The sequence below is a fragment of the Kitasatospora sp. NPDC022856 genome (assembly GCF_055561235.1).
Map to the genome: position 1 here is coordinate 15,078 of NZ_JBVHHE010000049.1, position 24,983 is coordinate 40,060.

General features: G+C 73.5%; 19 protein-coding genes and 1 tRNA gene. 12 read left to right on the top strand and 8 right to left on the bottom strand.

Annotated elements, in window-relative coordinates:
* Positions 1-4: 4 nt before the first annotated feature.
* The 3 genes from ACZ34W_RS33840 to ACZ34W_RS33850 all read right to left on the bottom strand — a co-directional run bounded on the left by ACZ34W_RS33840 (position 5) and on the right by ACZ34W_RS33850 (position 4,247).
* Positions 5-367 carry a DUF952 domain-containing protein gene (locus tag ACZ34W_RS33840; protein WP_329490176.1) on the bottom strand — a complete coding sequence of 121 codons (363 nt, stop codon included), beginning with the start codon at positions 365-367 and terminating at the stop codon, positions 5-7.
* Between the two features lie 139 nt (positions 368-506).
* Positions 507-2,087, bottom strand: a complete 1,581-nt coding sequence (locus ACZ34W_RS33845; protein ID WP_465609650.1) for a mucoidy inhibitor MuiA family protein — start codon at positions 2,085-2,087, stop codon at positions 507-509.
* Positions 2,088-2,090: 3 nt separating this feature from the next.
* Positions 2,091-4,247: a DUF4139 domain-containing protein gene (locus ACZ34W_RS33850; RefSeq protein ID WP_465609652.1), complete on the bottom strand. Its 2,157-nt coding sequence runs from the start codon at positions 4,245-4,247 to the stop codon at positions 2,091-2,093.
* A 375-nt stretch (positions 4,248-4,622) separates the two neighbouring features.
* On the opposite strand from ACZ34W_RS33850, the gene ACZ34W_RS33855 reads away from it, so the two are divergent.
* The 3 genes from ACZ34W_RS33855 to der all read left to right on the top strand — a co-directional run bounded on the left by ACZ34W_RS33855 (position 4,623) and on the right by der (position 8,395).
* Entirely contained in the window at positions 4,623-5,708 is a 1,086-nt protein-coding gene (locus tag ACZ34W_RS33855; RefSeq protein ID WP_329490179.1) for a prephenate dehydrogenase, read from the top strand.
* Positions 5,709-5,968: 260 nt separating this feature from the next.
* Complete coding sequence (cmk, locus tag ACZ34W_RS33860; protein WP_465609655.1) at positions 5,969-6,682, top strand: (d)CMP kinase; 714 nt, start codon at positions 5,969-5,971, stop codon at positions 6,680-6,682.
* 261 nt (positions 6,683-6,943) lie between these two features.
* Positions 6,944-8,395 carry a ribosome biogenesis GTPase Der gene (gene der / locus ACZ34W_RS33865; RefSeq protein WP_329490181.1) on the top strand — a complete coding sequence of 484 codons (1,452 nt, stop codon included), beginning with the start codon at positions 6,944-6,946 and terminating at the stop codon, positions 8,393-8,395.
* Positions 8,396-8,597: 202 nt separating this feature from the next.
* Here der and ACZ34W_RS33870 read toward each other — a convergent pair whose 3' ends face one another.
* Both ACZ34W_RS33870 and ACZ34W_RS33875 read right to left on the bottom strand, forming a co-directional pair.
* Complete coding sequence (locus ACZ34W_RS33870; protein ID WP_465609657.1) at positions 8,598-9,233, bottom strand: hypothetical protein; 636 nt, start codon at positions 9,231-9,233, stop codon at positions 8,598-8,600.
* A gap of 330 nt (positions 9,234-9,563) precedes the next feature.
* Positions 9,564-10,406 (bottom strand): hypothetical protein, encoded by an 843-nt coding sequence (locus ACZ34W_RS33875; protein WP_329490182.1) that lies wholly within the window; start codon positions 10,404-10,406, stop codon positions 9,564-9,566.
* A gap of 813 nt (positions 10,407-11,219) precedes the next feature.
* Between ACZ34W_RS33875 and ACZ34W_RS33880 the strand changes: the two genes are divergently transcribed.
* The 9 genes from ACZ34W_RS33880 to ACZ34W_RS33920 all read left to right on the top strand — a co-directional run bounded on the left by ACZ34W_RS33880 (position 11,220) and on the right by ACZ34W_RS33920 (position 19,676).
* Positions 11,220-12,020: a transglycosylase family protein gene (locus tag ACZ34W_RS33880; RefSeq protein ID WP_465609659.1), complete on the top strand. Its 801-nt coding sequence runs from the start codon at positions 11,220-11,222 to the stop codon at positions 12,018-12,020.
* A 484-nt stretch (positions 12,021-12,504) separates the two neighbouring features.
* Positions 12,505-12,768: a transglycosylase family protein gene (locus tag ACZ34W_RS33885; protein ID WP_465609661.1), complete on the top strand. Its 264-nt coding sequence runs from the start codon at positions 12,505-12,507 to the stop codon at positions 12,766-12,768.
* Positions 12,769-12,972: 204 nt separating this feature from the next.
* A complete protein-coding gene (locus ACZ34W_RS33890) occupies positions 12,973-13,614 on the top strand; it encodes an alpha-ketoglutarate-dependent dioxygenase AlkB family protein (RefSeq protein WP_329490185.1) in 642 nt (213 codons plus the stop codon).
* Between the two features lie 388 nt (positions 13,615-14,002).
* The gene (locus ACZ34W_RS33895; protein WP_329490186.1) at positions 14,003-14,863 is read left to right on the top strand and encodes an acyl-CoA thioesterase; all 861 of its coding nucleotides are present in this window, start codon (positions 14,003-14,005) and stop codon (positions 14,861-14,863) included.
* Between the two features lie 183 nt (positions 14,864-15,046).
* Positions 15,047-15,835 (top strand): DUF1684 domain-containing protein, encoded by a 789-nt coding sequence (locus ACZ34W_RS33900; RefSeq protein WP_465609664.1) that lies wholly within the window; start codon positions 15,047-15,049, stop codon positions 15,833-15,835.
* Positions 15,836-16,149: 314 nt separating this feature from the next.
* Positions 16,150-17,448: an MFS transporter gene (locus tag ACZ34W_RS33905; RefSeq protein ID WP_465609666.1), complete on the top strand. Its 1,299-nt coding sequence runs from the start codon at positions 16,150-16,152 to the stop codon at positions 17,446-17,448.
* Positions 17,449-17,580: 132 nt separating this feature from the next.
* Positions 17,581-17,654: transfer RNA gene (locus ACZ34W_RS33910), tRNA-Pro, on the top strand.
* 924 nt (positions 17,655-18,578) lie between these two features.
* Positions 18,579-19,520 carry a DUF3644 domain-containing protein gene (locus ACZ34W_RS33915; protein WP_465609668.1) on the top strand — a complete coding sequence of 314 codons (942 nt, stop codon included), beginning with the start codon at positions 18,579-18,581 and terminating at the stop codon, positions 19,518-19,520.
* Positions 19,521-19,541: 21 nt separating this feature from the next.
* Positions 19,542-19,676 carry a hypothetical protein gene (locus ACZ34W_RS33920; protein WP_465609670.1) on the top strand — a complete coding sequence of 45 codons (135 nt, stop codon included), beginning with the start codon at positions 19,542-19,544 and terminating at the stop codon, positions 19,674-19,676.
* Here the strand turns inward: ACZ34W_RS33920 and ACZ34W_RS33925 are convergent.
* The 3 genes from ACZ34W_RS33925 to ACZ34W_RS33935 all read right to left on the bottom strand — a co-directional run bounded on the left by ACZ34W_RS33925 (position 19,673) and on the right by ACZ34W_RS33935 (position 24,879).
* Positions 19,673-23,422 (bottom strand): DEAD/DEAH box helicase, encoded by a 3,750-nt coding sequence (locus tag ACZ34W_RS33925; RefSeq protein WP_465609672.1) that lies wholly within the window; start codon positions 23,420-23,422, stop codon positions 19,673-19,675. The genes ACZ34W_RS33920 and ACZ34W_RS33925 overlap by 4 nt on opposite strands.
* Before the next feature lie 356 nt (positions 23,423-23,778).
* Entirely contained in the window at positions 23,779-23,919 is a 141-nt protein-coding gene (locus ACZ34W_RS33930) for a hypothetical protein (RefSeq protein WP_465609674.1), read from the bottom strand.
* Positions 23,920-23,940: 21 nt separating this feature from the next.
* Positions 23,941-24,879 (bottom strand): hypothetical protein, encoded by a 939-nt coding sequence (locus ACZ34W_RS33935; RefSeq protein ID WP_465609676.1) that lies wholly within the window; start codon positions 24,877-24,879, stop codon positions 23,941-23,943.
* Positions 24,880-24,983 lie beyond the last annotated feature (104 nt).

The following is a 24,983-nucleotide window of genomic DNA, read 5'->3' on the forward strand; positions in this document are numbered from 1 at the left end:
CGGTTCAGCTCCAGGGCGTGAGGTTCGCCCAGTGGCCGTCCGGGCCGCGCTCGACCTTCTCCAGGCCGACCACGGCGGACCGGTTCAGCCGCCCGTAGATGTGCGGGAACAGCACACCGGGGGTGGCTCCAGGCGGCGGTGCGCCGTTCGGGGCCTCCCACTTCACCATCGGTTCCACCAGCGACTCCTCGATCAGCAGCACCATCAGCGGACCAGGAGTGTCGGCGTAGAAGGCGTTGGCCACCGCGAGCGCCGTCCGCTCGTCCGCCGAGCAGTGGATGAACCCGTCGGTGAGCAGCGAGGCGGTGGCGTACGGCCGGCCGGGGTCGGCCAGCCAGTCGTCGAGGGGGGCGAGGTGCAGGATCATGTTCCTGTTGTACCTGAACGGTCGTCACGGCGAGGGCGCGGCCGACCGGGTTCGGGCGCCGGTGTCACAGGTGGTGGGGTCACAGCTGATGGGGCCAGAGGCGCCGGTGTCACAGGTGATGGTGTCGCAGGCAGTGGGGTCACAGGCCCGCCACCTTCGCGGAGGCGGAGATCTCGTACACCAGCGTCACCGTCCGGCGGGCGCCCGGGCCGAGCGGGAGGTCCCAGCGGACGATGCCCTCGGTGTCGAAGGCGTCCGGAGCCGGGGAGCACTCCTCCTTGCGCAGCCGCACCTCGACCGCCGAGACCTCGGAGACCGGTACCCGCTCGCGCACCGTGACCAGCTGCTCGTCCCGCTCCTCCGGGCCCGAGAAGCGCGAGATGTGCAGCCGGACCGTCCGGGTGGTCACCGAGCGCTGGGTGAGCCCCGCGGTGCCCTGCCGTTCGTCGGTCTCCCGGACCACCCGGTAGCCGTCCGAGCTGCCGAACGCCAGTTCCGCCTCGGCGCCCGCGGCGGTGAAGGGCAGCTCGCCGCGGCCGGTGAAGCCGCTGCCGCGGATCAGTTCCACCGGGCCGGCGAGCAGCGCGTGCCCGGCCGCGTTGCGGAACCGGACCACCTGGGTCACCAGCGGCGACAGCTCCGGGGCGCAGGCGTACTCGCCGGTGGCGGGCGCGGTGAAGGAGCCCAGCGGCACCCGGTGCGCCCGGCCGTCCGAGGGCACGGTGGCCGGCGTGGGGGCCCGCAGGATCCGGACCTCGCCGCCGTCGTCCACCCCCGGCACGGCCTCGGACGGGCCGAGGGTGCTGATCGTCTCCTCGCGCAGTTCGACCTCGACCGTGCGCCGCTCCTCGGCGCTGCGCTCGCGCAGGGCCAGCACGTCCTCGCTGATCGCGGGCGGTGCGGTGGCCAGTGCCGAGCGGGCGGTGGAGAAGGTGAGCCGGGCGCCCGTCCAGTCCTCGCCGGTGCGCTGCCAGACCACCGCCTCGGACTCCAGGTGGAGCGACCCCTCGGCGAGGGTGGCCCGGTAGGAGGGCCGCCAGACCGCGCACGGCACCAGGTGGCTGACGGTCAGCCGGGCGGGTCCTGCGGCGGCCGCCTCGACGGTGAGGTCCAGGTGGGCGACCAGCTCGGCGGGCGCCTCCTCGGCCTCGTCGAGGGCCGTCCGGGCCTCTGAGCGCTCGACCTCCAGGTCGCGCAGCCGGGAGTGGGCGGCCCGCAGCTCCTCGCCGTACCGCTCGCGCTCGGCGTCCACCCGGTCCAGCTCGCGGGCCCAGCGGGCCCGTTCGACCTCGCCGGCGCCGGCGCCCTCGCCGACCTCGCGGAGCAGGTCGGCGGAGAGCTGGGCGAGCAGGGCCAGCCGGGCCTCCAGGCGGTGGCGCAGCTGGTCCTCCTGGCGGGCCCGCACGTCGAGCTCGTGGACGCGGTGGCGCAGCGCGGAATCGTCCGGACCGGGCGCCAGCGGGGCGCGCGGGGTCCAGGCGCGGACGATCCGGGCGTCCAGGACGCGGGGGCCCGCCACCCTGGGCGACTCGGCGTCGGCGGGGGCGAGGCCGGTGGCTTCGGCCCGCAGGGTCCGGTCGACGGCGAGCGCGGTGATCGGGCCGAGGCGCAGCCGCTGGACGCCCGCGGCGAGGTCGACGGTCACGGCGCGCTCGACCTGGCCGCGGTCCTCCAGGCAGGTGACGGCGGTGACCGGGAGGGGGATGGTGTCGCTGCTCATCGTTCAGTTCCTCCGGTTTCCACCGACGATGGCCTTTCCGGCCGGGATTCTGATCTGGTACCCGCCGTCGAGTTCGGCCCGCCCGCCCGGCGGCAGTTCGACCCGCCAGAGCCGGCTGCTCGGCGGGCACTCCGGGGAGGGGGCGGCGGGCGCGTGCCAGTCGGCCCGTTCCTCGATCCGGATCTCGCTGTCCGGGGTGACCGGCACACGCTCGCGGACCTCCACGGTGACGGCGTGCCCGAGCCGGTTCGCGAGCTCCACGTGCACCCGGTGGTCGAGCACGGTGCTGGTGTTCAGCATGCCCGTGGTGGACTCGTGCAGCTCGGTGCGGCGCGCGACCTCGACGCTCTCGGTCACGCCGGTGCCGAGCCGGCACGTCCCGCCCGGCGCGAGGGTGGGCAGGGCGGCGGTGAGCAGGAACTCGTCGTCGACGGTGACCTCGACCGGACCGGCCAGCACGGCGTGGGCCGTCCCGTTGGCCAGTACCAGCGTCCCGTACACCTTCTCCTCGACGGAGGGGACGGTGACGTACTCGGGCCGGACGGTGACCGGGATCTCGCCGATCGTGACCGTGTGCCAGGTGCCGTCGGACGGGATGTCGGCGGGGGCGGCGGCGTCGAAGCGGTGGTCGAAGGAGCCGGCCGAGGCGCGCGGCGGTACGGCGTGGCGGGGGAGCGGCAGGCCGCTCAGGGTGGAGCCGGTGGGGGTCGGGCGGGTCGGGGCCGTGGGGTGGAGGGTGCCCCGGCGGGCGGCGGGCTCGTCGGGGCCGGCCAGGACGAGCGTGGGGTAGTCGAGCAGCGTGGCGCCCGGGGCGGGGGGAGCCGGGGGTGCGGGCGGGGCCGCGGCGGCGCCGAACTCGTCGGCGAACGGGGCCTCGGCCGCCCCGGCGGCGGAGCGGCGCGCGGAGCGGTCCCGGCGGGCGAGCGGCGCGGGGGCCGCGGCGGCCGCCGGCGGGGGCAGCGGGGCACCGGGCTGCGCGGGCGGCGGCCCGCCGTAGCCGGCGAAGCCGAGGGACGGGGCGGGCGCCTCGAAGGCCTGGACGCCGCCGCGGGTGCCGCCCGCCAGGGGTGCGCCGCCCGGTGCCATCGGGGCGGGGGGCGGTACGGGGCGCGGGAGCGGGGCGGCGGCCCCGACGAGGACCGGTCCGCTCCGGCGCGGCTCGGGGCGGGGGCCCACCGCGTCGTAGCCGGTGAAGAGGTCGCCCAGCCCGGCCGGGGGCTCGCGCCAGCCGGAGGGCGGCGGGGCGGGCTGGCTGCGGCCGATCCGCAGCGAGCGCAGCTTCGGCAGGTCGGTGTGCCGCTCCAGGTCGGCGGTGGAGAGGGCGAGGCGGACGCCGGTCCAGTCCTCGCCGGTCCGCTGGGCGACGGAGGCGCGCAGGACCAGCCGGCCGGTGTCCGAGCCCTGCTGGTAGGAGAGCCGGTAGGCGGGCACCCAGCGGGCGGCGGGGACGCCGTATTCGAGTTCGATGTCGATCTCGGGGGCGGGTGCGGTGTCCTCGGGCCGGGAGTTCGCGGGCGCGGGAGCGGTGAGGGTGAGCAGGACGGTCGCGGAGGTCTCGACCGGCCGGGCCGGTCCGGCGGTGGACGAACGCGCCAGCCGGTCGGCCAGCGTCTCGGTCGCTTGCTCGGCCCGTTCGAGCTCCTCGGCCAGCTCGTCGGCGCGGAGGTGGAGCCGGGTGAGCCGCTCGTCGACGAACTCGGCCAGCTCCAGCCAAGCGTCGGCGGGCGTGCGGCGGAGCGGTTCGTCCCGGCGGCGGGCCGGCGGGACGGCGCGCAGCGCGGTCGTCTCCGCGATGGTGTCGAGGACCAGGCGCTGCCGCTCGCGGACCGCGGACTCGTGTTCCCGGGCGGCCTTCAACCGGCTGTGGAGCCCGGGGAGTTCGTCGGGGGAGCGGAGTTCGGCGACCGGTTCGAGGCGGGCCTCCGTGACGGCGGTGCCGGGCGGGCCGGAGAGCACCCGGGCCCGCAGCGACCGCCCGTCGAGCACCTGCGGCAGCCCGGTCAGCCGCAGTCGCCCGCCGGGCGGCAGGGCCACCCGGGCGCGCCGGCGGCAGACCGCGCCGACGGCGTGGACCACGACGGAGTCGAGCTCCGACGGATGGGCCGGTACCGCGGTTCGGTCGGACTGCTGTTCGTCGTCTGCCCTGTGCTGGTCGTCCACCCGGCCTACCCCTTCGTTCGCGCCGCTCGCGCCGACGGCGCGCTGCCGCCCCCTGGGCGGTCAGTCTGCCTCGCATCGGCGCGGGCGTCCTCGGATTTCGCCCGTGCTCGGCGTGTGCGGCGTGCGTGTGCGGCGGTGTGTGTCCGCGCGTGTGCGGTGCGTGTGCACTGGTGCGGTGTCCTGTGGTCGCGGTGTGTCGTGTTCGCGGTGCGGTGCGCGTGCGATGTGGTGCGCGTGGTGTCGCGTCAAGGGGGACGGAGCCGGTGGCCGCGCGGTTGCGGTCGGCGGGGGTGGACTGTGGCCGCGGGGGTGGTGGGGATGCGAGAGGATGGGCGGGCACGTCCAGGCCAGCCCCTTGAGGAGAGCCACCCCGCCATGCGCACTGCCGCCGTCGTCGGTACCGGACTCATCGGCACCTCCGCCGCCCTCGCCCTGACCGGACGCGGGCTGACCGTTCATCTGGAGGACGCCGACCCGGACGCGGCCCGTACCGCCGCGTCGCTCGGCGCCGGCACCACCGAGCCGGCCGACGGTCCGGTGGACCTCGCGATCATCGCGGTGCCGCCCGCCCTGGTCGGCAAGGTGCTCGCCGACTGCCAGCGGCGCGGACTGGCGCGCTGGTACACCGACGTGGCCAGCGTCAAGGACGGGCCCAGGGCCGAGGTGGCCGCGCTGGGCTGCGACACCGTCCACTACATCGGCAGCCACCCGATGGCCGGCCGCGAGCGCTCGGGCCCGCTGGCCGCGCGCGCCGACCTGTTCGAGGGCCGGCCCTGGGTGCTCACCCCCACCGCCGACACCGACACCGAGACGCTCAACGCCGTCCTGGAGCTGGTCGCCCTCTGCGGCGCGATGCCGATCGTGATGGACGCCGCCGCGCACGACCGGGCCGTCGCCCTGGTCTCGCACGCCCCGCAGCTGGTCTCCTCGCTGGTCGCGGCCCGGCTGGAGAAGGCCGACGAGACGGCCATAAGGCTCTCCGGCCAGGGTGTTCGGGACGTCACCAGGATCGCGGCCTCCAACCCGGGCATGTGGGTGGACATCCTCTCCGCCAACGCCGGCGCGGTCGCCGACATCCTGGAGGAGGTCGCCGTAGACCTCGGCGAGACCGTCGCCGCCCTGCGCTCGCTGCAGGCCACCGAGGAGGGCGAGCGCCGAGCGGGCGCGGCCGGGATCGAGACCGTGATGCGCCGGGGCAACGCCGGCCAGTCGCGGATCCCCGGCAAGCACGGTGCGCCGCCGACCCGGTACGAGACGGTGGCGGTGGTCCTCGGCGACCAGCCCGGCGAGCTGGGCCGGCTCTTCGGCGAGGTCGGCGCCGCCGGGGTCAACATCGAGGACGTCGTCATCGAGCACTCGTCGGGGCAGCAGGTTGGCTTCGTCCAGCTGTCGGTCGCTCCGGGCGCGGTGACGCCGCTCACCGTGGCGCTCCGGGCGAGCGGCTGGAGCGTCCGGGACTGAGGACCGGTACCCGAGGGGCCGGCGCGCGGCAGGTAGGGGTGCCTGCCGGTACGGGGGCCGGATCAGGGGCCGGTGCGGGTGCCGGTGCGGGGGCGGCGGTACGCGGCCGGCACGGGGCCGGTTCCGGTGGAACGGAGCACCGGGGCGGGGTCTGGCGCCGGTCCATTAACCTGGAGGGAGACATCCCCCGGTTTCAGGCTGTGCGGCTCGCGCCGTACAGGATTCAGGTTCGGGCTCAGGCCCAGAGAGAGGTTCGCCCCGTGGACACTGCCGACCGAGCGCACGCCCCGGTCGTCGTCGCCATCGACGGACCCTCCGGCTCCGGCAAGTCGACCGTCTCCCGGGCGGTCGCCGCCCGGCTGGGGCTGAGCTTCCTGGACACCGGCGCCATGTACCGGGCGCTGACCTGGTGGATGCTGGCCAACGACGTGGACATCGACGACCCGGAGGCCGTGACCGTGGCCTGCGGCAAGCCGGTGATCGTCTCCGGCACCGACGCGGCCGGCCCGACCATCACGGTGGACGGCCAGGACGTGTCCGGTCCGATCCGGGGGCCCGAGGTGACCGCGCAGGTCAGCGCCGTCGCTGCGGTGCCCGCCGTACGGACCCGCCTGGTGGAGCTGCAGCGCGGCTGCGCCGAGGTCGCCGAGCGCGGCATCGTCGCCGAGGGCCGGGACATGGGCAGCGTGGTGTTCCCGGACGCCACCGTCAAGGTCTTCCTGACCGCCTCGGTGGCGGCCCGGGCCGAGCGGCGGGCGGCCGAGCTGCGCGCCAAGGGCGTCGACGAGGCCACCATCGCCGAGATGGCCGCCGACCTGGTCCGCCGGGACAAGGCGGACTCCTCGCGCGAGACCGCTCCACTGACCCAGGCCGCCGACGCCGTCCTGGTGGACACCAGCGAACTCAGCCTGGAGCAGGTCATCGGCACGATAATCATGCTGGTGGAGGAGCGGGCCGGGCTGTCGGCGGTCTGAGCCGCCACCGGGCGCCGTCCGGGGGTCCCATTCCCCCGCGCCGTCCGGGATCCATCACTCCGGGCCCACCGCCCGGGGCACACCCTCCGCGGCCTTCGCCGGTCGCGGCCCGCTGTTCGGGAGCGCCCACGGGGCGCCTCCCTGGAAGTACGGAAGCGCCCGCGGGGCGCCTTCCTCGTAGTACTCGCGCTGCCCCGACCGGGGCAGGTACGCACGGCACGCCCCTGGGAAGGGCCGCGCCGGGAAACGGAAAACACGAACATGACCGCAGAGCACTCCGCCACCGAGCACGGTGAGCTGGACGCCGCCGAGTACGCCGAATTCATGGCGCTCGCCGCCGAGGAGGGGTTCGACCCCGAGGACGTCGACGGGCTCGGGGGCGCCGACCACGCGCCGCTGCCCGTGCTGGCCGTCGTCGGCCGCCCGAATGTCGGCAAGTCGACCCTGGTGAACCGCATCATCGGCCGCCGCGAGGCCGTCGTCGAGGACAAGCCGGGCGTCACCCGCGACCGGGTCAGCTACGAGGCCACCTGGAACGGCCGCCGCTTCAAGGTCGTCGACACCGGCGGCTGGGAGATCGACGTCCTCGGCATCGACGCCATGGTGGCGGCGCAGGCCGAGCTGGGCATCGAGACCGCCGACGCGGTGCTGTTCGTGGTCGACGCCACCGTCGGCGCCACCGACACCGACGAAGCCCTGATCAAGATCATTCGCCGGGCCGGCAAGCCGACCGTGCTCTGCGCGAACAAGGTCGACGGCCAGTCCACCGAGGCGGAGGCCGCGTACCTGTGGTCGCTCGGCCTCGGCGAGCCCTTCCCCGTCTCCGCCCTGCACGGCCGCGGCTCCGGTGACCTGCTCGACGCCGTCATGGCCGCCCTGCCCGAGGCCCCGCCGCAGACCTTCGGCGTCGCCGCCGGCGGCCCGCGCCGGGTCGCGCTGATCGGCCGGCCCAACGTCGGCAAGTCCAGCCTGCTCAACAAGGTCGCCGGCGAGGAGCGGGTGGTCGTCAACGAGCTGGCCGGCACCACCCGTGACCCGGTCGACGAGATGATCGAACTGGGCGGCAAGACCTGGAAGTTCGTCGACACCGCCGGTATCCGCCGCCGGGTCCACCTGACCGCCGGCGCGGACTTCTACGCCTCGCTGCGCACCTCCGCCGCCCTGGAGAAGGCCGAGGTCGCGGTCGTGCTGGTCGACGCCAGCGAGACCCTGGCCGAGCAGGACACCCGGATCATCTCGATGGCCGTCGAGGCCGGGCGCGCCGTCGTCATCGCCTACAACAAGTGGGACCAGCTCGACGAGGAGCGCCGCTTCTACCTGGAGCGCGAGATCGAGCGCGATCTCGTCCAGGTGCAGTGGGCGCCCCGGGTCAACGTCTCGGCGAAGACCGGCCGGCACATGGAGAAGCTCGTCCCGGCCATCGAGACCGCCCTCGCCGGGTGGGAGACGCGCATCCCGACCGCGCGCCTGAACGCCTTCCTCGGCGAGCTGGTCGCGGCGCACCCGCACCCGATCCGCGGTGGCAAGCAGCCGCGCATCCTGTTCGGCACCCAGGCGGGTACCCGCCCGCCGCGCTTCGTGCTGTTCGCCTCGGGCTTCCTGGAGGCCGGGTACCGCCGCTTCGTCGAGCGCCGGCTGCGTGAGGAGTTCGGCTTCGTCGGCACGCCGATCTCGATCTCGGTGCGGGTGCGGGAGAAGCGCAAGCGCAAGTAGTCGCCGCCGCTGCGCCCGGTCGGCCGCCGCGCCCTGGTGGCGGGCCGGCCGGCCCGGTGGTCCGGTGGTCTGTCGGCCGGGGGGTCGACGGAACGCTTGGACAGGAGGGCCCCCGCCGTTTCGACGGCGGGGGCCCTCCTGCGTGCGCGGGCGGGTGCGGGGGCGGGCGCCCCGGCGGGTGCGGGCCGGTGCGTGGGCCGGGTCAGTGCTGGTCGCTGCTGCGGCCCGGGGGGAGCGAGAGCAGGTTGCGGTGGCGTCCGCCGGTGGCCGGACCGGCGGTGGTGCCGCTGCCGTTGCTCATCACCGGTGCCGGTGCCGGTGCCGGGGCGGGCATCGGGTGCGGCACGGGCCCCAGGTAGCCGGCCGCGACCCAGCCCTGGCCGTTGGCGAACTGGGCGGCGGGCTGGGCGGGTTGGCCGACCTGGCCGAGCCCGTCGCTGGTGGGGTCCGCGGGAGTGTGCGGGGCCCCGGTGTGCTGGGTGCCGGTGTGCTGGCTCGCGGTGTGGTGGGCGTGGTTGGTGTGGGTGCCGGTGCTGTGGGTGCCGCTGTTGTGGGTGCTGCCGGTGTGGCCCTGGCCGTTCTGCTGGTTCGGCATGAACTGGGGGAGGCCGGCGGCCTGGCCCGCGTACGTCTGGAACGCCTGGTGCTGCGGCGGGTACGGACGGGGCTCGGCGAGCACCGGGTAGCCGTCGCGGACGGCGAAGCCCGCGAACCTCAGGTTCTCCTCGCCCGAGCGGTCGCCGGGCAGCGCGCGGAACAGCCGCCGGTACTCGGAGTACAGCTCGTCGTAGATCGGCGTGGCCGAGTGCGGGTGCTCAGCGTCGAACGACGGGCGCATGCCCGGGATCACTCGGGGGGCGGTGGTGGACCGGCGGTGGGATGCGGAGACGTCGTAGCTGTACACACAGGGGCCAACGAGCGAGTCCCCCGGGGGATGCGGGGTGCCCGGCCCCGGCCGGAAGGTTGGCCTGTGCCGGTCGGGGTGCGGACCGGTCCGTGGCGGGCCTTCCGGCCGGGGGTGGGCTTCCGGACGGGGGTTTCCGGCGGGTGTGGGTTTCCGGCGGGTGTGGGTTTCCGGCGGGTGTGGGTCTCCGGCGGGTGTGGGTCTCCGGCGGGTGTGGGTTTCCGGCCGGGGCGGGGCGAGGCGTGCCGGGGGTGTCGGGGAGGCTCAGGTGCCCGCGAGCGGGAGGGAGGCGCCGACCACCTGTCCCAGGGCGACGGCACGCTCCAGCGCCTGGCGCAGCAGGTCCTCGCGCGGCTGCCGGCCCACCATGCCCGCCGGGACCGCGTACATGGTCACCTCCGTGAGCTGGTTGGCGGCGAACCTCCAGGCGTCGGTGACCTGGAGCGGCTGGTGGGCCTGCCACCAGCCGGTGCTGCCCCCGGCGGCCGCGGGCTGCAGGATCGCGTGCAGCTTGCCCATCGCCACCAGGACGGACCAGCCGGCCAGTTGGTCCGGCGTCTTGTCGAGGTCGGTGACGGGCTGGAAGCCGGCGTCCTGGAGGAGGTCCAGGAACTCGTCGGTGCCCGAGGTGTTGCCCGGCCGGCCGACCGGTCCGGTGGGCTCGACGACGACCGCGGCGTGACCGGTGTCCCCGTGCAGGACCAGCCCGCAGGTGATGCCGAGGATGGCGGCCTGGCCGGGCGCGGTGGCCTGGGCGCCGGCGGACTGGGCCGGGTTCGGGACGGCGGGTCCCGGGATCGCGGGGCCCGGGACGGCGGGCGCCTCGGTCTGCGCCTGGCTGATGCTGCGCACCGCGCCCACCAGCTGCTCCTCGGAGACCGGCACCACCTGGGAGGGGATGCAGCGGGCATGGGCGAAGGCGAGCACCGCCGTCTCCTCGCCGACGAACAGCACCGTGCTGGTGGGCTCCTGGAGCGAGTCACCGGGGGTGCGGCAGGACGTGCACTCGTAGCTGTCGGGTGTGTGGGCGCCGCCGAGCAGGCGGTCTGCCTCGTCGTCGCCGATCTCGGATCGGACCTCGTCGCTGACGGCGAGCATGCGCGGCACTGGGACTCCTCGGTTGTCGGGTTCGCCGGCGGTCAGGGGTGACGCGGGCGGGGGAGGGGAGCGGGCGGTGTGGCTGGGTGTGGCTGGGTGTGGCTGGGTGTGGCTGGGTTGGCTGGTGCAGTAGGTGGAGCGGGTAGCGCTGGTGGGGCTGGAAGAGCTGGTGGATCGGGTGGAGGGCCGCTGGGGTGGCGCTCGGGTCGGGCCGGGGTCGGTCGTCGGGGGTGGGACCGGGTTGGGACGGGGCGGGACGGGCGGTGGGGCGAGGGGCCTTTCCGGCCGCCTTTACCAACGGACCCCTGTGGCAGGGGTCACGGGTGGACACCGAGGGTGACGGGAATTGCCCCTGATGCGACCGCGTGACGTGGTCAAATGCTCACAATCTGTCGATGTCGGCGGCAGGAGTGCCGGAATGAAACCGTGAGGTGGGTCACGGCCGGGCAATGTTTGATCTAGGAAATGACGGTTATATCGGACATTCTGGACATGCTTGCATGGTCATTACCGCCGGTAACGCCTTGCTGAGCTGGGCAGACCGTCGGGTGTTTGGTTCCGTGGCGACCTGACTCGTAGCTTCATTGGCGGTGCAACGAGCACCACCCGGGTTCACCTCCGACGCACAGCCCACCGGCTCACCCCGGCGCGGGCCGTGCCCACCGATGCGACCGCTCGATCTGGTCGCCGGTGCGTGGTGGGTGGCCGGGGCGGCGCGGCACGTCCGACACGTGCCCGGCCGCCCGATGGACGCGGCGAGCGATTCGACTCCTTCGAGGGTCTGGTTCCGCCTGCCCGCCCGGGGCTGTCGAGAGGAACCTCATGACCTTCCGTAACGAGACCGCCGCTGTCACCACCTCCACCGTCACCAAGCGCAACCGCGTTCGGATGGCTGTTGTCGCGGGTGCCGCTGTCGCGGCCCTGCCGGTGGCCGGCCTCGTCACGGCCAACTCGGCCTCCGCCGCCTCCGTCTCGACCTGGGACGCGGTTGCCCAGTGCGAGAGCGGCGGCAACTGGGCCATCAACACCGGCAACGGCTTCTACGGCGGCCTGCAGTTCACCTCCAGCACCTGGGCCGCCTTCGGTGGCACCGCCTACGCCGCGCAGGCCAACCTGGCCACCAAGGCGCAGCAGATCTCCGTCGCCGAGAAGGTGCTCGCCTCGCAGGGCCCGGGCGCCTGGCCCGTCTGCTCCGTCAAGGCCGGTCTGACCAAGGGCGGCACCCCGGCCGCCGTCGACACCTCCGTCGCCGCGAAGCCGGCCGCCCCGGCCGCCACCGCTGCGCCGAAGGCCGCCGAGGCCCCCAAGGCCGCGCCGAAGACCGTCGAGGCCCCCAAGGCCGCGCCCAAGGCTGCCGAGGCCCCCAAGGCCGCGCCGAAGTCCTCGGACGCCGCCGCCTCCTGGAAGGCCGAGAAGCCGGCCAAGCCCGCGAAGCCCGCCGCTCCGGCCTCGAACGACGCCAAGCCGGTCACCGGTGGCAGCTACACCGTGAAGGCCGGTGACACCCTCAGCACCATCGCCGCTGCCCAGGGCACCGACTGGCACGAGCTGTACAACGCCAACGCCAAGGTCATCGGCGGCAACCCCGACCTGATCTTCCCGGGCCAGACCCTGACCGTCTGACCTTTCGGGGACCGTCTGATCCCCGGGGGACCGCGTGATCCCTCGGGGTCGGCCGACTTCTCGGGTCCGACGGACCTCTCGGGTCCATGAGGATCCCGCCCGTCCGTCGTGCCCTCCGGTCCGTCGTGCCCTTCGGTGCGATCAGGGCCGCCGGTTCGGTCGGGCCGCCTGTTCCAGGTGGCCGCCGTACTCCGGACATGCTGTTCGAACGGCCGCTTCTCCGCTGTGCGGGGGAGCGGCCGTCGGCGTGTCCGGCGCGTCGGGACGGGCCGGGGAGAGGTGCGCTTAGGGTCGGCTGCTGTGCCTTCTCAGCGTTCATAGGATCAGCCGTGAATCCTTCGTACCGACCGGTCACCCGGTTCGGTCCTCGGCTGCCGGCGCCCTCGTCGCCCTCGTCCTCGCCGTCGCGCTGGCCCTCGTGCTCCTGCCGGCCGTGGTGCCGCTCCCGGCCGGCCGGGCTCGGGCCGCTTCGACGGTGGCGGACATGATCTGGGACGAGCTCGCCGAGTGCGAGAGCGGCGGCGACTGGCGGGCCGCCACCGGCAACGGCTACTTCGGCGGCCTGCAGATCTGGCCGCCGACCTGGGAGGAGGCGGGCGGTCTGCGTTTCGCCGACCGCCCCGACCGGGCGAGCCGACGCCAGCAGACCACCGTGGCCGAGGAGATCCTCCATCTGCAGGGGTGGGAGGCGTGGCCGGCCTGTGCCCGGGAGATCGGGATGATCGGTGGAGGGTCCGACCGCGACTGATCGGGTCCTGCGCCCGCTCCCCTGCCGGCCGCCCGGCGGGTGCGGGAGGATGGTGGCGTGATCCAGGGCGAACTGTTCGGTACGGGTTCCGGTCGCGACCCCGGGTCGGGTGCCGGTCGCGTCCCGGGGTCCGGTGCCGGTCGTGACCTCGGGTCCGGGCGCGTGCTCGGGTCCGGTGCCGGGTCGGGCGCTGACGGGGCTTCCGTGCCCGAGCGGTCCGAACCGGCGCCCGGCGCGGTGCTCGTCCCCGGCTGGCTCGACGCCGAAGCCCAGCTCCGCCTGGTCGCCGCGTGCCGGGAGTGGGCCCGGCCGCCGGCGGGGATGCACGCCGTCCGGATGCCGACCGGCGGCATGATGTCGGTCCGCATGGTCGCCCTGGGCTGGGACTGGTACCCCTACGGCTACCGTCGCGTCGCGGCCGACGGCGCACCGGTCAAGGCGTTCCCACCGGAGCTCGCCAGGCTCGCCCGCGGCGCGGTCGACGCGGCGTACGGCGAGGCCGTCGACGCGATCGCGGGCGCCGCCGGGTACGAACCGGACATCGCGATCGTCAACCACTACCCGCACGGCGCGAAGATGGGGCTGCACCAGGACCGCGACGAGCGCACGGACGCGCCCGTGGTCTCGCTCTCCCTCGGCGACACCTGCCTCTTCCGGCTCGGCAACACCCGCACCCGCACCCGGCCGTGGACCGACCTGGAACTGCGCAGCGGTGACCTGCTGGTGTTCGGCGGACCGGCTCGCTTCGCGTACCACGGGGTGGTGCGCACGCTGCCCGGCACGGCGGATCCGGCGCTCGGGCTGACCGGCCGGCTCAACATCACCGTCCGCCAGTCGGGTCTGTGACGGCGGCGCTGTCGGCGTCCGTGCGCGGAGCCTTCGGCGTCCCGGCGGTGCTCGCGGTGTCCGTTTGCGCGCTGGCGGTGTCCCTTTGCGGCGCTGGCGGTGCCCGGTTGCGGCGCTGGCGGTGCCCCTTTGCGGTGCCGGCGGTGCCCGGTTGCGGCGCTCGCGGTGCCCCGTCTGCGGTGCTCGCGGTGTCCGGGCGGAGCTCCTACGTCGGCATGTTCGAAGCGATGGGCCCTCGTTCGAGTGAATCGGTGGAGGGGTGCGGGGTCGAGGGGAATGCCCTGGCTCGCTGAAGGATTCGACTGGGCGGGAGAATTCGATAGAACGGGCGTCGGCAGCCGGGCGGGCATCTCCGTCCGGGCCGGCCACCCGGAGAGGAAGCGCACGCATGGGTACCCCTGTCGACGAACTCGTCGAGCTGCTGGACCTTGAGCAGATCGAACTGAACATCTTCCGCGGGCGCAGCCCGGAGGAGGCGCTGCAGCGGACGTTCGGCGGCCAGGTCGCGGGCCAGGCGCTGGTGGCGGCGGGGCGCACGGTGGACGGCGACCGCCCCGTCCATTCGCTGCACGCCTACTTCCTGCGCCCCGGCGTGCCCGGCGTGCCCATCGTCTACCAGGTGGACCGGATCCGGGACGGCCGCTCCTTCACCACCCGCCGGGTGCTCGCCATCCAGGGCGGCCGCTCGATCTTCGCCCTCACCGCCGACTTCCACGTCCCCGAGGAGGGCAGCATCGAGCACCAGTACCCGATGCCCGCCGTCGCCGCCCCCGAGGACCTGCCGAGCGCGCTGGAGGAGGTCGGCTCCCGGCTCGGCGAGCTGCCCCCGTTCATCAGCCGCCGCCAGCCCTTCGACATCCGCTACGTCGACCGGCTGCGCTGGACCAAGGAGGAGCTGGCCGGCGTCGAGGCCCGCAGCGGTGTCTGGCTGCGCACCAACGGCGCCCTGCCCGACAACCCGCTGATCCACGTCTGCGCGCTCACCTACGCGAGCGACATGACGCTGCTCGACGCCGTCCGCGCCCCCGTCGAGCCGCTCTGGGGCACGCGCCACTTCGACATGGCCTCGCTCGACCACGCGATGTGGTTCCACAGACCGTTCCGGGCCGACGACTGGCTGCTCTACCAGCAGGAGTCCCCGATAGCCCACGGCGCCCGCGGTCTCGCGCGCGGGCAGATCTTCGACCGCCACGGGCAGCTGGTCGTGTCCGTGGTGCAGGAGGGGCTCTTCCGGCCGCTGAAGGGCTGACCCGCCCCTCGGCGCCCGGGTGAGGCCCGCCGTCCGTCCCGTCGGACCTGCCGGGAATGATCCACCCCGGTGATCGGCGTTGACGTGATGACGGACACCGCACGGGCGGTGCCGGACTGTCCGCCGGGCCCCGGTGCCCGGCGGACAGTCCGGCGGGCCCGGACCGACTGGGAGGGCACACCGATGACGGCGACAGCCGCGGAGGACTGGAAGCACTGGAGCGAGGGCCGCGCTGCGGCGGTGAGCGCCCGCCACGGCCAACTGGCGCTCACCGGCACGCACTGGCTGGAGCCGGACCCCGCCGGGATACCCGGCGTGCCCGGCCGCTGGTGGGCCGACGCGGAGGGCGTCCGGCTCCGGGCGACGGCGTCCGACGGCATCACCGTCGCGGGCGCGTCCGCCCCGGTCGACGGCGAGGTGCTGCTCAGCCCGGACACCGACCCGGCCGCGGACACCGCCTCGGCCGGGGACGTGCTGCTCGTCCCGATCGAGCGCGAGGGTGAACTCGCCCTGCGGGTCTTCGACCCGGCCTCGCCCGGGCGGCACTCCTTCGCCGGCATCTCCGCGTACCCCTACTCGCCGGAATGGGCCGTGCCGGCGCTCTACACCCCCTTCGAGGGCGAGGCCCGGGCCGTCCTCGTCCCCAACGCGGACGGCAAGGACCGCCCGCTGACCCTCACCGGCCGGATCTCCTTCACCGTGGCGGGCGAGCACCGCACCCTGACGGTCGGCAGCGCGGGCCGCGGGCTCAGCGGGGTCATCGCGGACGCGAGCAGCGGCGCGGACACCTACCGCTTCCGCTTCATCAGTCTTCCCGAGCCCGACGCGGACGGCCGTACGGTGCTGGACTTCAACCGCGCCTACCTGCCGCCGTGCGCCTTCGCCGACCACTTCATCTGCCCCTTCCCGCCGCCGGGCAACCGGCTGGACTTCGTGGTCGAGGCGGGCGAGAAGCAGGTCCTGACCCGGTAGCCGCCGCCACCGCCGTCGCTGCCGCGGCTCACCGGGGGTGCGGCCGGTCGGCCGGTGAGGCCGCCCAGCCCAGGGGGGCCGCGGCCGCTCGGCCAGGACCCCGGTGGGCTGGGCGCGCGGGCGGAGGTCGAATATGGGGGGCTGTGTCGACCAATCATCCTGCCAATTCGGATGCCGCGCCGCCCGCGGCCGCCTCCGCGCCCCCGGCACCTGTCGTGCCCCGGGTACCTGTCGTGTCCCCGGTTCCCGCGGCGCCCCCGGGGCCGGCCGTGCCCCCTGGGGGCCCCGAGGGTGGTCCCTCCCCGGCCCCGGCCGTGAAGCCCCCCGCCGCGTCCGTCGAACCTCCCGCAGCGTCGGCAGAGCTCCCCGCCTCGTTCGCGCGCTGGTACCGCAAGGCCTTCGCCGACCTCAGCCCGCTGCGCGACAACGTCGACTACCGGCGGGTCTGGTTCGGGCAGGCGGTCTCGTCGATCGGCCAGCAGATGACCGCCGTGGCCGTCTCCGTCCAGGTCTACGACATGACCGGCTCCAGCTTCGCCACCGGCCTGGTCGGGCTTTTCTCCCTCTTCCCGCTGGTCGCCTTCGGCCTCTACGGCGGCGCGATCGCCGACACCGTGGACCGGCGCAAGCTCGGTCTGATCGGCTCGGCCGGCCTCGCCGCGGTCTCCGCCGTCCTCGCCGCCCAGGCCTTCGCCGGGCTCCGCCTCGTCGCCGTGCTCTACGCCGCCGTCGCCGTCCAGGCGGGCTTTTTCGCGCTGAGCTCGCCCGCCCGGTCGGCGATGATCCCCCGCCTCGTCCCGAGCCACCAACTCCCCGCCGCCAACGCCCTGAACACCGTCAGCATGAACCTCGGCCTCACCGTCGGCCCCATGCTCGGCGGCGTCCTCATCGGCGCCTGGGGCACCCAGGCCGCCTACCTGGTCGACACCGTGGCCTTCGCCGCCACCCTGTACGCGATGTGGCGCCTGCCCGCCATGCGCCCGCTCGGCGACCGCCGCGGCCGCGCCTCCGTCCTCGACGGCCTGCGCTTCCTGCGGGAGCAGCCGAACCTGCGCACCAGCTTCCTGGCCGACCTGGCCGCGATGATCTTCGGTATGCCGCGAGCCCTCTTCCCCGCCATCGCGGTCACCTTCTACGCCGGCGACGCCCGCACCGTCGGCCTGCTGGTCGCCGCCCCCGCGGTGGGCGCCCTGACCGGCGCCCTGTTCTCCGGCTGGGTCGGCCGGGTCAACCGCCAGGGCGTGGCCGTCCTCGCCGCCGTCGCCGCCTGGGGCCTCGCCATCGCCGCCTTCGGCCTGGTCCACAACCTCTGGCTCGGCCTCCTCCTGCTCGCCGTGGCCGGCTGCGCCGACACCGTCAGCATGATCTTCCGCAACACGATGATGCAGGTCGCGGCCCCCGACGAGATGCGCGGCCGCCTCCAGGGCATCTTCATCGTGGTCGTCGCCGGCGGCCCCCGCCTCGGCGACTTCGAGTCCGGCACCGTCGCCTCCCTCAGCAACCCCGCCACCTCCGTCATCAGCGGCGGCCTGGCCTGCGTCGCCGCCATCGCCCTGCTCGCCGCCCGCCGCCCCGCCTTCCTCCGCTACGACGCCCGCCACCCGACCCCCTGACACCACCGCCATACCTGGCAGCGAGCACCCCCCGACGTGCTGTATTGTTTTCCACGTCGCCGGGACAACGGCGACAAGGTCGAGAAGCCCCACAGCAGAGCCCCCCAGGCCCCGCCGAAGGCACCGAGACCACGGGACGTGGCGCAGCTTGGTAGCGCACTTGACTGGGGGTCAAGGGGTCGCAGGTTCAAATCCTGTCGTCCCGACGTGAGTCGGAAAGGCCGTTGGCCGGGTTAACGCCCAGGTCAGCGGCCTTTTCCATGATGTCGCATCAGATTCAACAAGCAGTTGTTCGTATACTGTTGGGGGCCAAGTGGTCCCAGGGCGGTCGCATCCGGGGACCGGAGGGCCTCTCGGTGGGCGTTTCCGGCCCGGGAATTGACTACCCAAGGTGACCGATGCTGAATCGCGACCAATGATTTTCCGGCACCCGTAACGCAATCCGGCCATGTTTTCGGGCAGTTGAACGACCATCCTTGAATCTGTCAAGGCGTCAGCCGATTTCGTGACCTCCCGTCGGGGGCCCCGGCGTTGCCTCCTGGGCGCACTCGCAGGCCGGGTCAGGGGCCTGGCTGGGGCCCAGGATCATCTACGCACAGTGATCACCGCCGAGACGGCGCGGGTGCGAGAATCGGCCGACGACCACGAGTGCGCGGAGGCCGCGGGGTGCCGGCAGGCGAGTTCCTGCATAAGGGAGCCGGCCCACTGCTGGGCGCCCGGCGGCCAGGCGAGGTGGAGCCCTTCGGGCCGTACGGATCGGGTGACCGAGGCGACTCGGTGGCCGGCGCCTTGTGCCTGCGCAACGTCGTGACGCAGCTGGGCCGGTCGGATCTCGCCGACTACGTCGAGGCCGGTGCCGGCGACGCGGCGTCCGACGACGTCGGGGCCGACCACCCGGCCGCCCGGCTGACGTGGCTGCGCGAAGGTCGGTCCTCACCTACCGGGAGCTCGGGGTGTCCCCCGAGGGCCTGCTGCCCGCGCTGCACGCGGCCAGGGACGGGGAGCGGTTCCCGGCGCCCGGGAACTGACCCGACAAGCGCACCGATGGGGCGTAAGTCGGATATTGGGAATATTGATTGCCCGGGCCGGGCCAGCAGTGTGATCCTTGTCACTGAACGGCAGGAGGCGTCATGGCAAAACCCCGGTGGCACCACATGGTGATGGAGTCCCAGCGTCACGCGCTCAAGGCGGTCGACGAGTGGAACGCCTCGACCGGGAACTACGGCGACTTCCTGACCCACATGCACAAGGCCTGGCACTACCTGCTGCACGCGGAGTTCCACAAGGACGGCGTCGACTACCACTACCGGAACAGGCAGACCGGGCGGTACGAGCTGGTTGACGGCGAGCCCAAGGCGTGGCCGTTGGAAGAGTGCCTGAAGCGCCGGTACCCGGACCAGGCTGATCCCGTGCGGCTGAACGCCGAGCTGTTCGTCCAGCTGCGCAACAAGGTCGAGCACCGATACGAGCACGGCCTCAAGGTGATCACCGGCGGCAAGGCGCAGGCGCTTGTCTTCAACTACGAGCACGAGATGGTCGACCACTTCGGGAAGACCTACAGCCTCGCCGACCGCCTGCGCTTCCCGGTCTCCCTCCAGCAGCTCACCGCGGCCGGCCGGGAGGAACAGCGGGCTGCCGCCGCGAGGCTTCCTCAGCGAACCCGCGACCTGGTCGCCCGGTTCGAGGCGGCGATCGGCGACGACGTGCGGGACGACCTGCGTTACGACTACCGGATCCGCCTCGTACCGATCGTGGGCCGCAAGACCGACGCCGACCTGGCGATCACCTTCGTGAATCTCGACGAGCTCACTGAGGACCAGCGGCAGACCATGACCGAGGCGGGCCGCCGCGGAATCGTGGTCACCCGCGACAAGCACGTGGAGGTCGCGGACAAGGAACTGCACCGGCCGGCTGACATCACCAGGCTCGTCAACGACCAGGTGCCGTTCGAGTTCAAGCTCCATCACCACACGGCGATGTGGCAGCAGCTCAAGGTCCGGCCGCCCAAGAGCGATCCGAAGCCGCACGCCACGGACGCCCGATACTGCGTTTACAACGAGGCGTTCGACTAGTTCGTCTACACCGACGCCTGGGTGAAGAAGATCATCAACACGATCGGCACGGTGGACAAGTACCGCGAATTCTTCGGCAGCGACCCAGAGGGCCTCGTGATCCAACTGCCAGGACAGCCGACAGGGGAGGACCGCGCCGCGGACCTCTCCGCCTAGCCATCCTCGGCAGCAGGCGGCTCCCCACCCGGACGCCATGCGTCGCGGTCGCGGATGTGGTCGAACTCCTCGACCTCGGTGGCGAGGACGTCGAAGTGGGGGAGCGGCGCCCACAGGCTGCGCTCGCCGATGACGTACAGGCGGCGCTTGGCGCGGCTGGCGGCGACGTTGAGCAGGTGCGGGGTGCGGGCGGCCCAGTCGCGGGCACCGGGCCGGCCGCCGCCGAGGACGAGGATGACGACATCGGCCTCCTTGCCCTGGGCCCGGTGGACGGTGGCGCAGCGTTCGTCGAGGACCTCGAAGGTCCAGCCGGGGCGGTCGCCGCAGATCTTCTTGCACTCGGCGACGAGGGCGCGAAAGGGGGCGATGATCCGCAGCCGGGTGAGGTCGACGCCGTGCTGGTCGAGGCGGTCGAGGACGTACTCGAAGGCGCGGCGGTCGCGCTCGCCCCAGGGGGCGTCGGGCGCGCGGTTGGGGTTGTCGGTGTTGAGCCAGCGGCTGGGCAGCAGGCCGTCCCGTTCCTCGTCGGGGAAGGGCTTGGGCTCGGTGCCGTAGACCATCAGGCCGCCGTACGCGACCTCGTTGCTGATGGTGAACATCGGTTCCTCGCACCGGCGGTGGACGCGCAGGGGTGAGCCGACCCAGACGAACTCGTCGTCGCCCTCGGGGGCGGGCAGGTAGGTGCCGTAGCGGTTGGTCCGGTCGGCGACGGCCTGCGCGGAGGTGGCGGAGGGCAGCCACTGCTCGTCGACGCCGTAGGCGCGCAGCAGTCGGCGCTGGAGGGCGGTGGGCATGGTGACGACCGGTTCGAGTTGGAGCGGGTCGCCGACGAGCACGGCACGGCGGGCACGCCACAGGGCGCCGACGGCGGCCTGCGGGGTGGTCTGGCCGGCTTCGTCGACCAGGACCCAGCCGATGGTGCCCCGGCCGAGGCGGGCAAACATGCTGCCGATGGAGGAGAAGGTGGTGGAGACGACCGGGACCAGGAGGAAGAGGGTATGCCAGGCGCGTTCGACCTCCTCGTCGGGGATCGGCCCGTTGGTGTTCGTCATCAGCTCCATGAGGACCTGGAGGTTGCCGTGGACCTTCTTCGCGGCTCCGGCGACGAGCGCGCGGTGCAGGTCGAGGGCGCGCAGGAACAGGTCGCTGCGGGCGGTGGACCAGGCTTCGTCGGACCACGGCGAGCCGAGTTCCTGGTCGCGCTCGTCGAGGTGGAGCCAGCCGAGCGGCAGGGAGGGCAGCGTCGTCGCGGCGTCCCGCAGCCGGCGGTGGCGGGCGTCGAGATCGGCGACGGCGGAGTCCAGGTCGCGCCGGGCCGCCGCGGCGGCGGTGCGGGCGCCCGAGAGGTCGGCGAGGGCCGAGTTCTCCTGGGCGATGGCGGCCTGCTCGTGGGTCCGCGCGGTGGAGAGGGCGTCGGCGGCGCTGGCGACCACGCTGTCGGCGTCGGCGTGTTGGTCGGCGGCCAGGGCCTCGGCCCGGACGGCGTCGGCGACCTGCTCCACTGCGTTGTCGAGGGCGCGGCGCTGCTGGACGAGTAGGTGCATGATCTCGGCCTGGGTGTGTTCGCGCTGCTGCTCGGCCGCCTGTCGGTCGGCGGTGCTCTGCAGCAGCCGGCGCAGTCCGCCGCGCACGCCGCGTTCGACGGTCGGGGGCGCGTCGTAGCGGGAGGTGAGCGCGTCCACGTACTCGCGGTGGTGCGCGGCCCGTTCCCGCGCACCGGACAGCAACGCGCGGGCGGACGCCAGCTCCTGACGGGCCGCGGGCACCCGCTCGCCGGCCGCGCGGTGCAGGGCTTCGGCTATCGCGGTGGCGGCATGGGCGGCGGCGACGGCGGTGTTGGCCGCCGCCAGGCGGGTCACGCACGCGGCCACCCGCTCGTCGGCCAGCGCGACCTCGGCTTCCAGATCCGTGATTCGCCGCCCGGCCTGTGGGGACTCAACGGCCTTCAGCGTGGCGGCCAGCCGGATGCGCCGCTCGCGCAGCCGCTCGACCTCGGCCTTGGCCGCGCGGAACGCGGCTACCGCCTCGCGCCACGACGGTACGGGCTGGGCCGTGGCGGCAGGCGGGGCGGTGGCGGCATCCGGGGCCGGGCGGCGTCCGCGGGCCGGGGCGTTCGGCGGGATCCAATCGCTGAGGATCGCCTTCATGCCGCGCAGCGGCGGCAGGCCGTCGGCGGTGCGGGCGTCGGTCTCCTTTTCCGGCAGGCGGCCCCACCAGAACCGCTCGCTGAACTCCTTGCGGTTGGTCTTGTTGCCGAGCACGGCCGCCACCAGGCCCCAGGCCGGAGCGCCGCCGAGGAGCGCAGAGGCGAGATCGGAGAAGTGGTCGGGGCCGCCCCGCCAGTGCTCGCCGAGCGCGTCCAGGCCCGGCAGTTCGGCGGTGATGTTCTCCACCGCGCCGTTGTTGGAGGAGGTGACCACGATCTCGAACCCGGTCAGCCGCGGGTCCAGCCGGGCGACGTAGCGCCGGTGCCTGCCCTGGCGGTCCAGGCCCTGCCACGCCCGGCCGGTGAACGCCTGCCCCGGCCGGTCGAAGGAGGCCAGTACAGCCGCCCGCTCGACCACCAGGGCGGCCACCAGGTCGCGCAGCATCGTGGTCTTGCCGGTACCCGGCGGGCCGTTCACCGAGAACATCCCGCCCTTGGTGCCGGTGCGGTCGGCGAGCATGCGGTCCACCGCGAACTGCTGGCTCAAAGCGAGCGGGAAGCGCGCTGGTGAGGGCCACCGCCCGGCCGGCACCAGCGCCGGGGCAACCCCGGCCAGGACGGCCTCGCGCGCCTGCCGCAGATCGGTGCGCGCGCCGACGTCCACCGAACCCCGCTCGGTCAGGTAGGCGTCCAGCGCAGGCCCGACCCCCTCGCCGGCCGCCGCGCGCACCTGGGCCAGGTCGGGCGGAAGAAGGCTGTTCAGGAACGGCGCGGCGGCGGCGACCTTCGTCCGCGGATCACGCGGACGGTGAACCAGCCGGCTGCGCACGCGGATCACCTGCGGCCGCAGGTGCGCCCCCACCCCGCACAGGTCCGCGATCTGCGCGGTCAGCGCCACCAGGTCGGCGAGGCCCACTGGCCGAGGGCCGGCTTCGCCGGCTTCCGACTGCGGAGCCTCCTGCGGTGCCGCAGGCGCTGCGGCAGGCGGGGGCCCGGTGTCGGCCCGGCCGCCGTCCTCCGCGCGCTCCGGGACCGGACGGCGGGCAGCCGCCCAGTCGGCGGCACGCCTAATCAGTGGCTCTGCCGCGCCCTGCAGCGCGGCGGAGGTGACCTCACCAAACAGAGCCCCGACCGCGCCGACGGCGGCACCGCCCAGGATCTCGGCGAGCAACTGCTGCCAGCCGGAGGTCCGCGCCGCCGACGCGGCATCCGCCGGAGCCGACGGGTGGAGCGGCTGCCGGGATTCTGGTCCCACCCCCGGGTTGTGGTGGTAGGAGACGGGTGTGGCAGCCAGCTTGTCGATCGCGGCGCCGAAGGCGTCGTTCAGCTCCTCGAAGCCGTCCAGCCACCCTTGTACGGTCGGCCCGGGATCGAAGAGCCGTCCTGTGGCCCACGCGCACGCGGAGACCACCGACGTGTCCTCGATCGGCCGGCCCTCATCGTCCAGGACCAGCGCGAACATCGCGCTCTGCCCCGACAGCACCAGCTCCGCCTGCGGGACCCCGGGGTCGGGGTCGGTTCCCTCGGGCAGCACCGAGATCACGGCCTGGCGCAGCAATTCCAGCTCGAAGACACCCCCGTAGACCTCGTGGCGCCACATCTTCCCGTAGGGGGCCCGGCGCTTAGCGGTCGCCGGATGGTCCGGATCCCATGGCAGAGGCAGGATCGGCTGGCCCGGTTGCGGGGTCACATCGACGACGTACTCGTCCGCGCGCCCAGATTGCGCGGCGCGGCGACGACGCGGCAGCGCCGGGATGCTCGGCGGGCTGAACAGCTCGATCGCCCGCCAGCACTCCAGCAAAGCTTCCCGGCGCCGGTCCCGCACGTGTCCGCTCCGCACCCACTGCCCCCGTGTCAAACGTGCGGCACGAGGCCGCTTCGTGTGCCGATCAGCTGCCCGCAGAATCTACCGGACCCAGCCCGCCCGAGCCGAGTGCTCAAGTCACCTCTAACCGCTCAGACGAGCCGATCTCGGCGTCGTGCGGCGGTTTCGCGTACGAGCCGGGCGAAGTGCTCGCGGCTTGCTTCCTGGTGCTGCTCGGCGTGTTCGTCGTCCCAGCCCTCGTAGGTGGTGTCGAGGTCATGCGAGACGGCCAAGACCAATCGGCCCCCGTGAGGTCAGGATGCGGGGATTGCTGGCATCGGCAGTCCCAGTTTCTGCGCGACGAACGCATACACCATCTGCCGAGCCGGCCCCGCCGCCGGCGAGCTGAGCCACTCCAGCATCCGACCGCCAGCCGTCCGCACCAGCCCTTGGTCGGGCTCACCTTGGGCCTGCTGTTCGAACACCTCGACCTCCTGGAGCAGGTCTTCCTGCCGCTCCGCAGGAAGACCCAGCAGGCCGATGTTGGCGCGCACGATCTGCACGACCTCCATCAGGTCGGCGGCCTCGATGGTGGCGGCCGTAGCGGTGGTCGTGACCGTCTGTGTGAAGTCGCGGCCTATGCCGATCACTCCGCCGGGGCCGACGTTGATATCGCCGGTCTGGATGCTGGTGGTCTTCTCGGCGTCCATGAAGTTCCTCAACGTCGTACTGGGGTCGGACATGGCGAAGTCGATGCCGAGGGCGGTCAGGCGAACCCCGGCGTTCAGAGTCACGGTGCGGTCGATCAGGCCCTTACCCTGCAGGTATCGCACGGCGTCGTCGACCTCATCCTGAGTCATCTCCTCGCCGCAGAACCACCATCCGGCGCTACGCCGGAAACGATTCAGCTTTGCCCAGCCGCCGGACCGCGTGTTGTCGTAGATCCATCTCGGAAGCGTGTTGTGGAGGTGTTGCGTGCGGGCGGTCTTGGAGGTTGCGGCATCTTCCAGCCGGCGCGCTTCTGCGAGCCCGGCGGGAGTGAGCCGTACCGGCGGTACCCACTGAGCAACTGCCGCGCTCACGGGTGACACTAGCCCGCGGCTAACCAGATCGGTGATCACCGCACGCTCAACGTCGGGGCGGAACTCGGCTCCGAAAAGGTCTCCGCCCGGGTGGATGATCTTCCGGAGGTTTCCATCCGACGACCTGAGTGCACTCCGAAGGAACTGGTCGGCGTACACGGCGGTCGTCACGGTCAACATCCTAGAGGGTGTCTGAGAAGTCCCTTTCATGTGGAGGTTGTAGTGCGGTGGAGCAAGAGCATGATGGTGGCCAGGTAGACCGCGTTTTCGGAGCT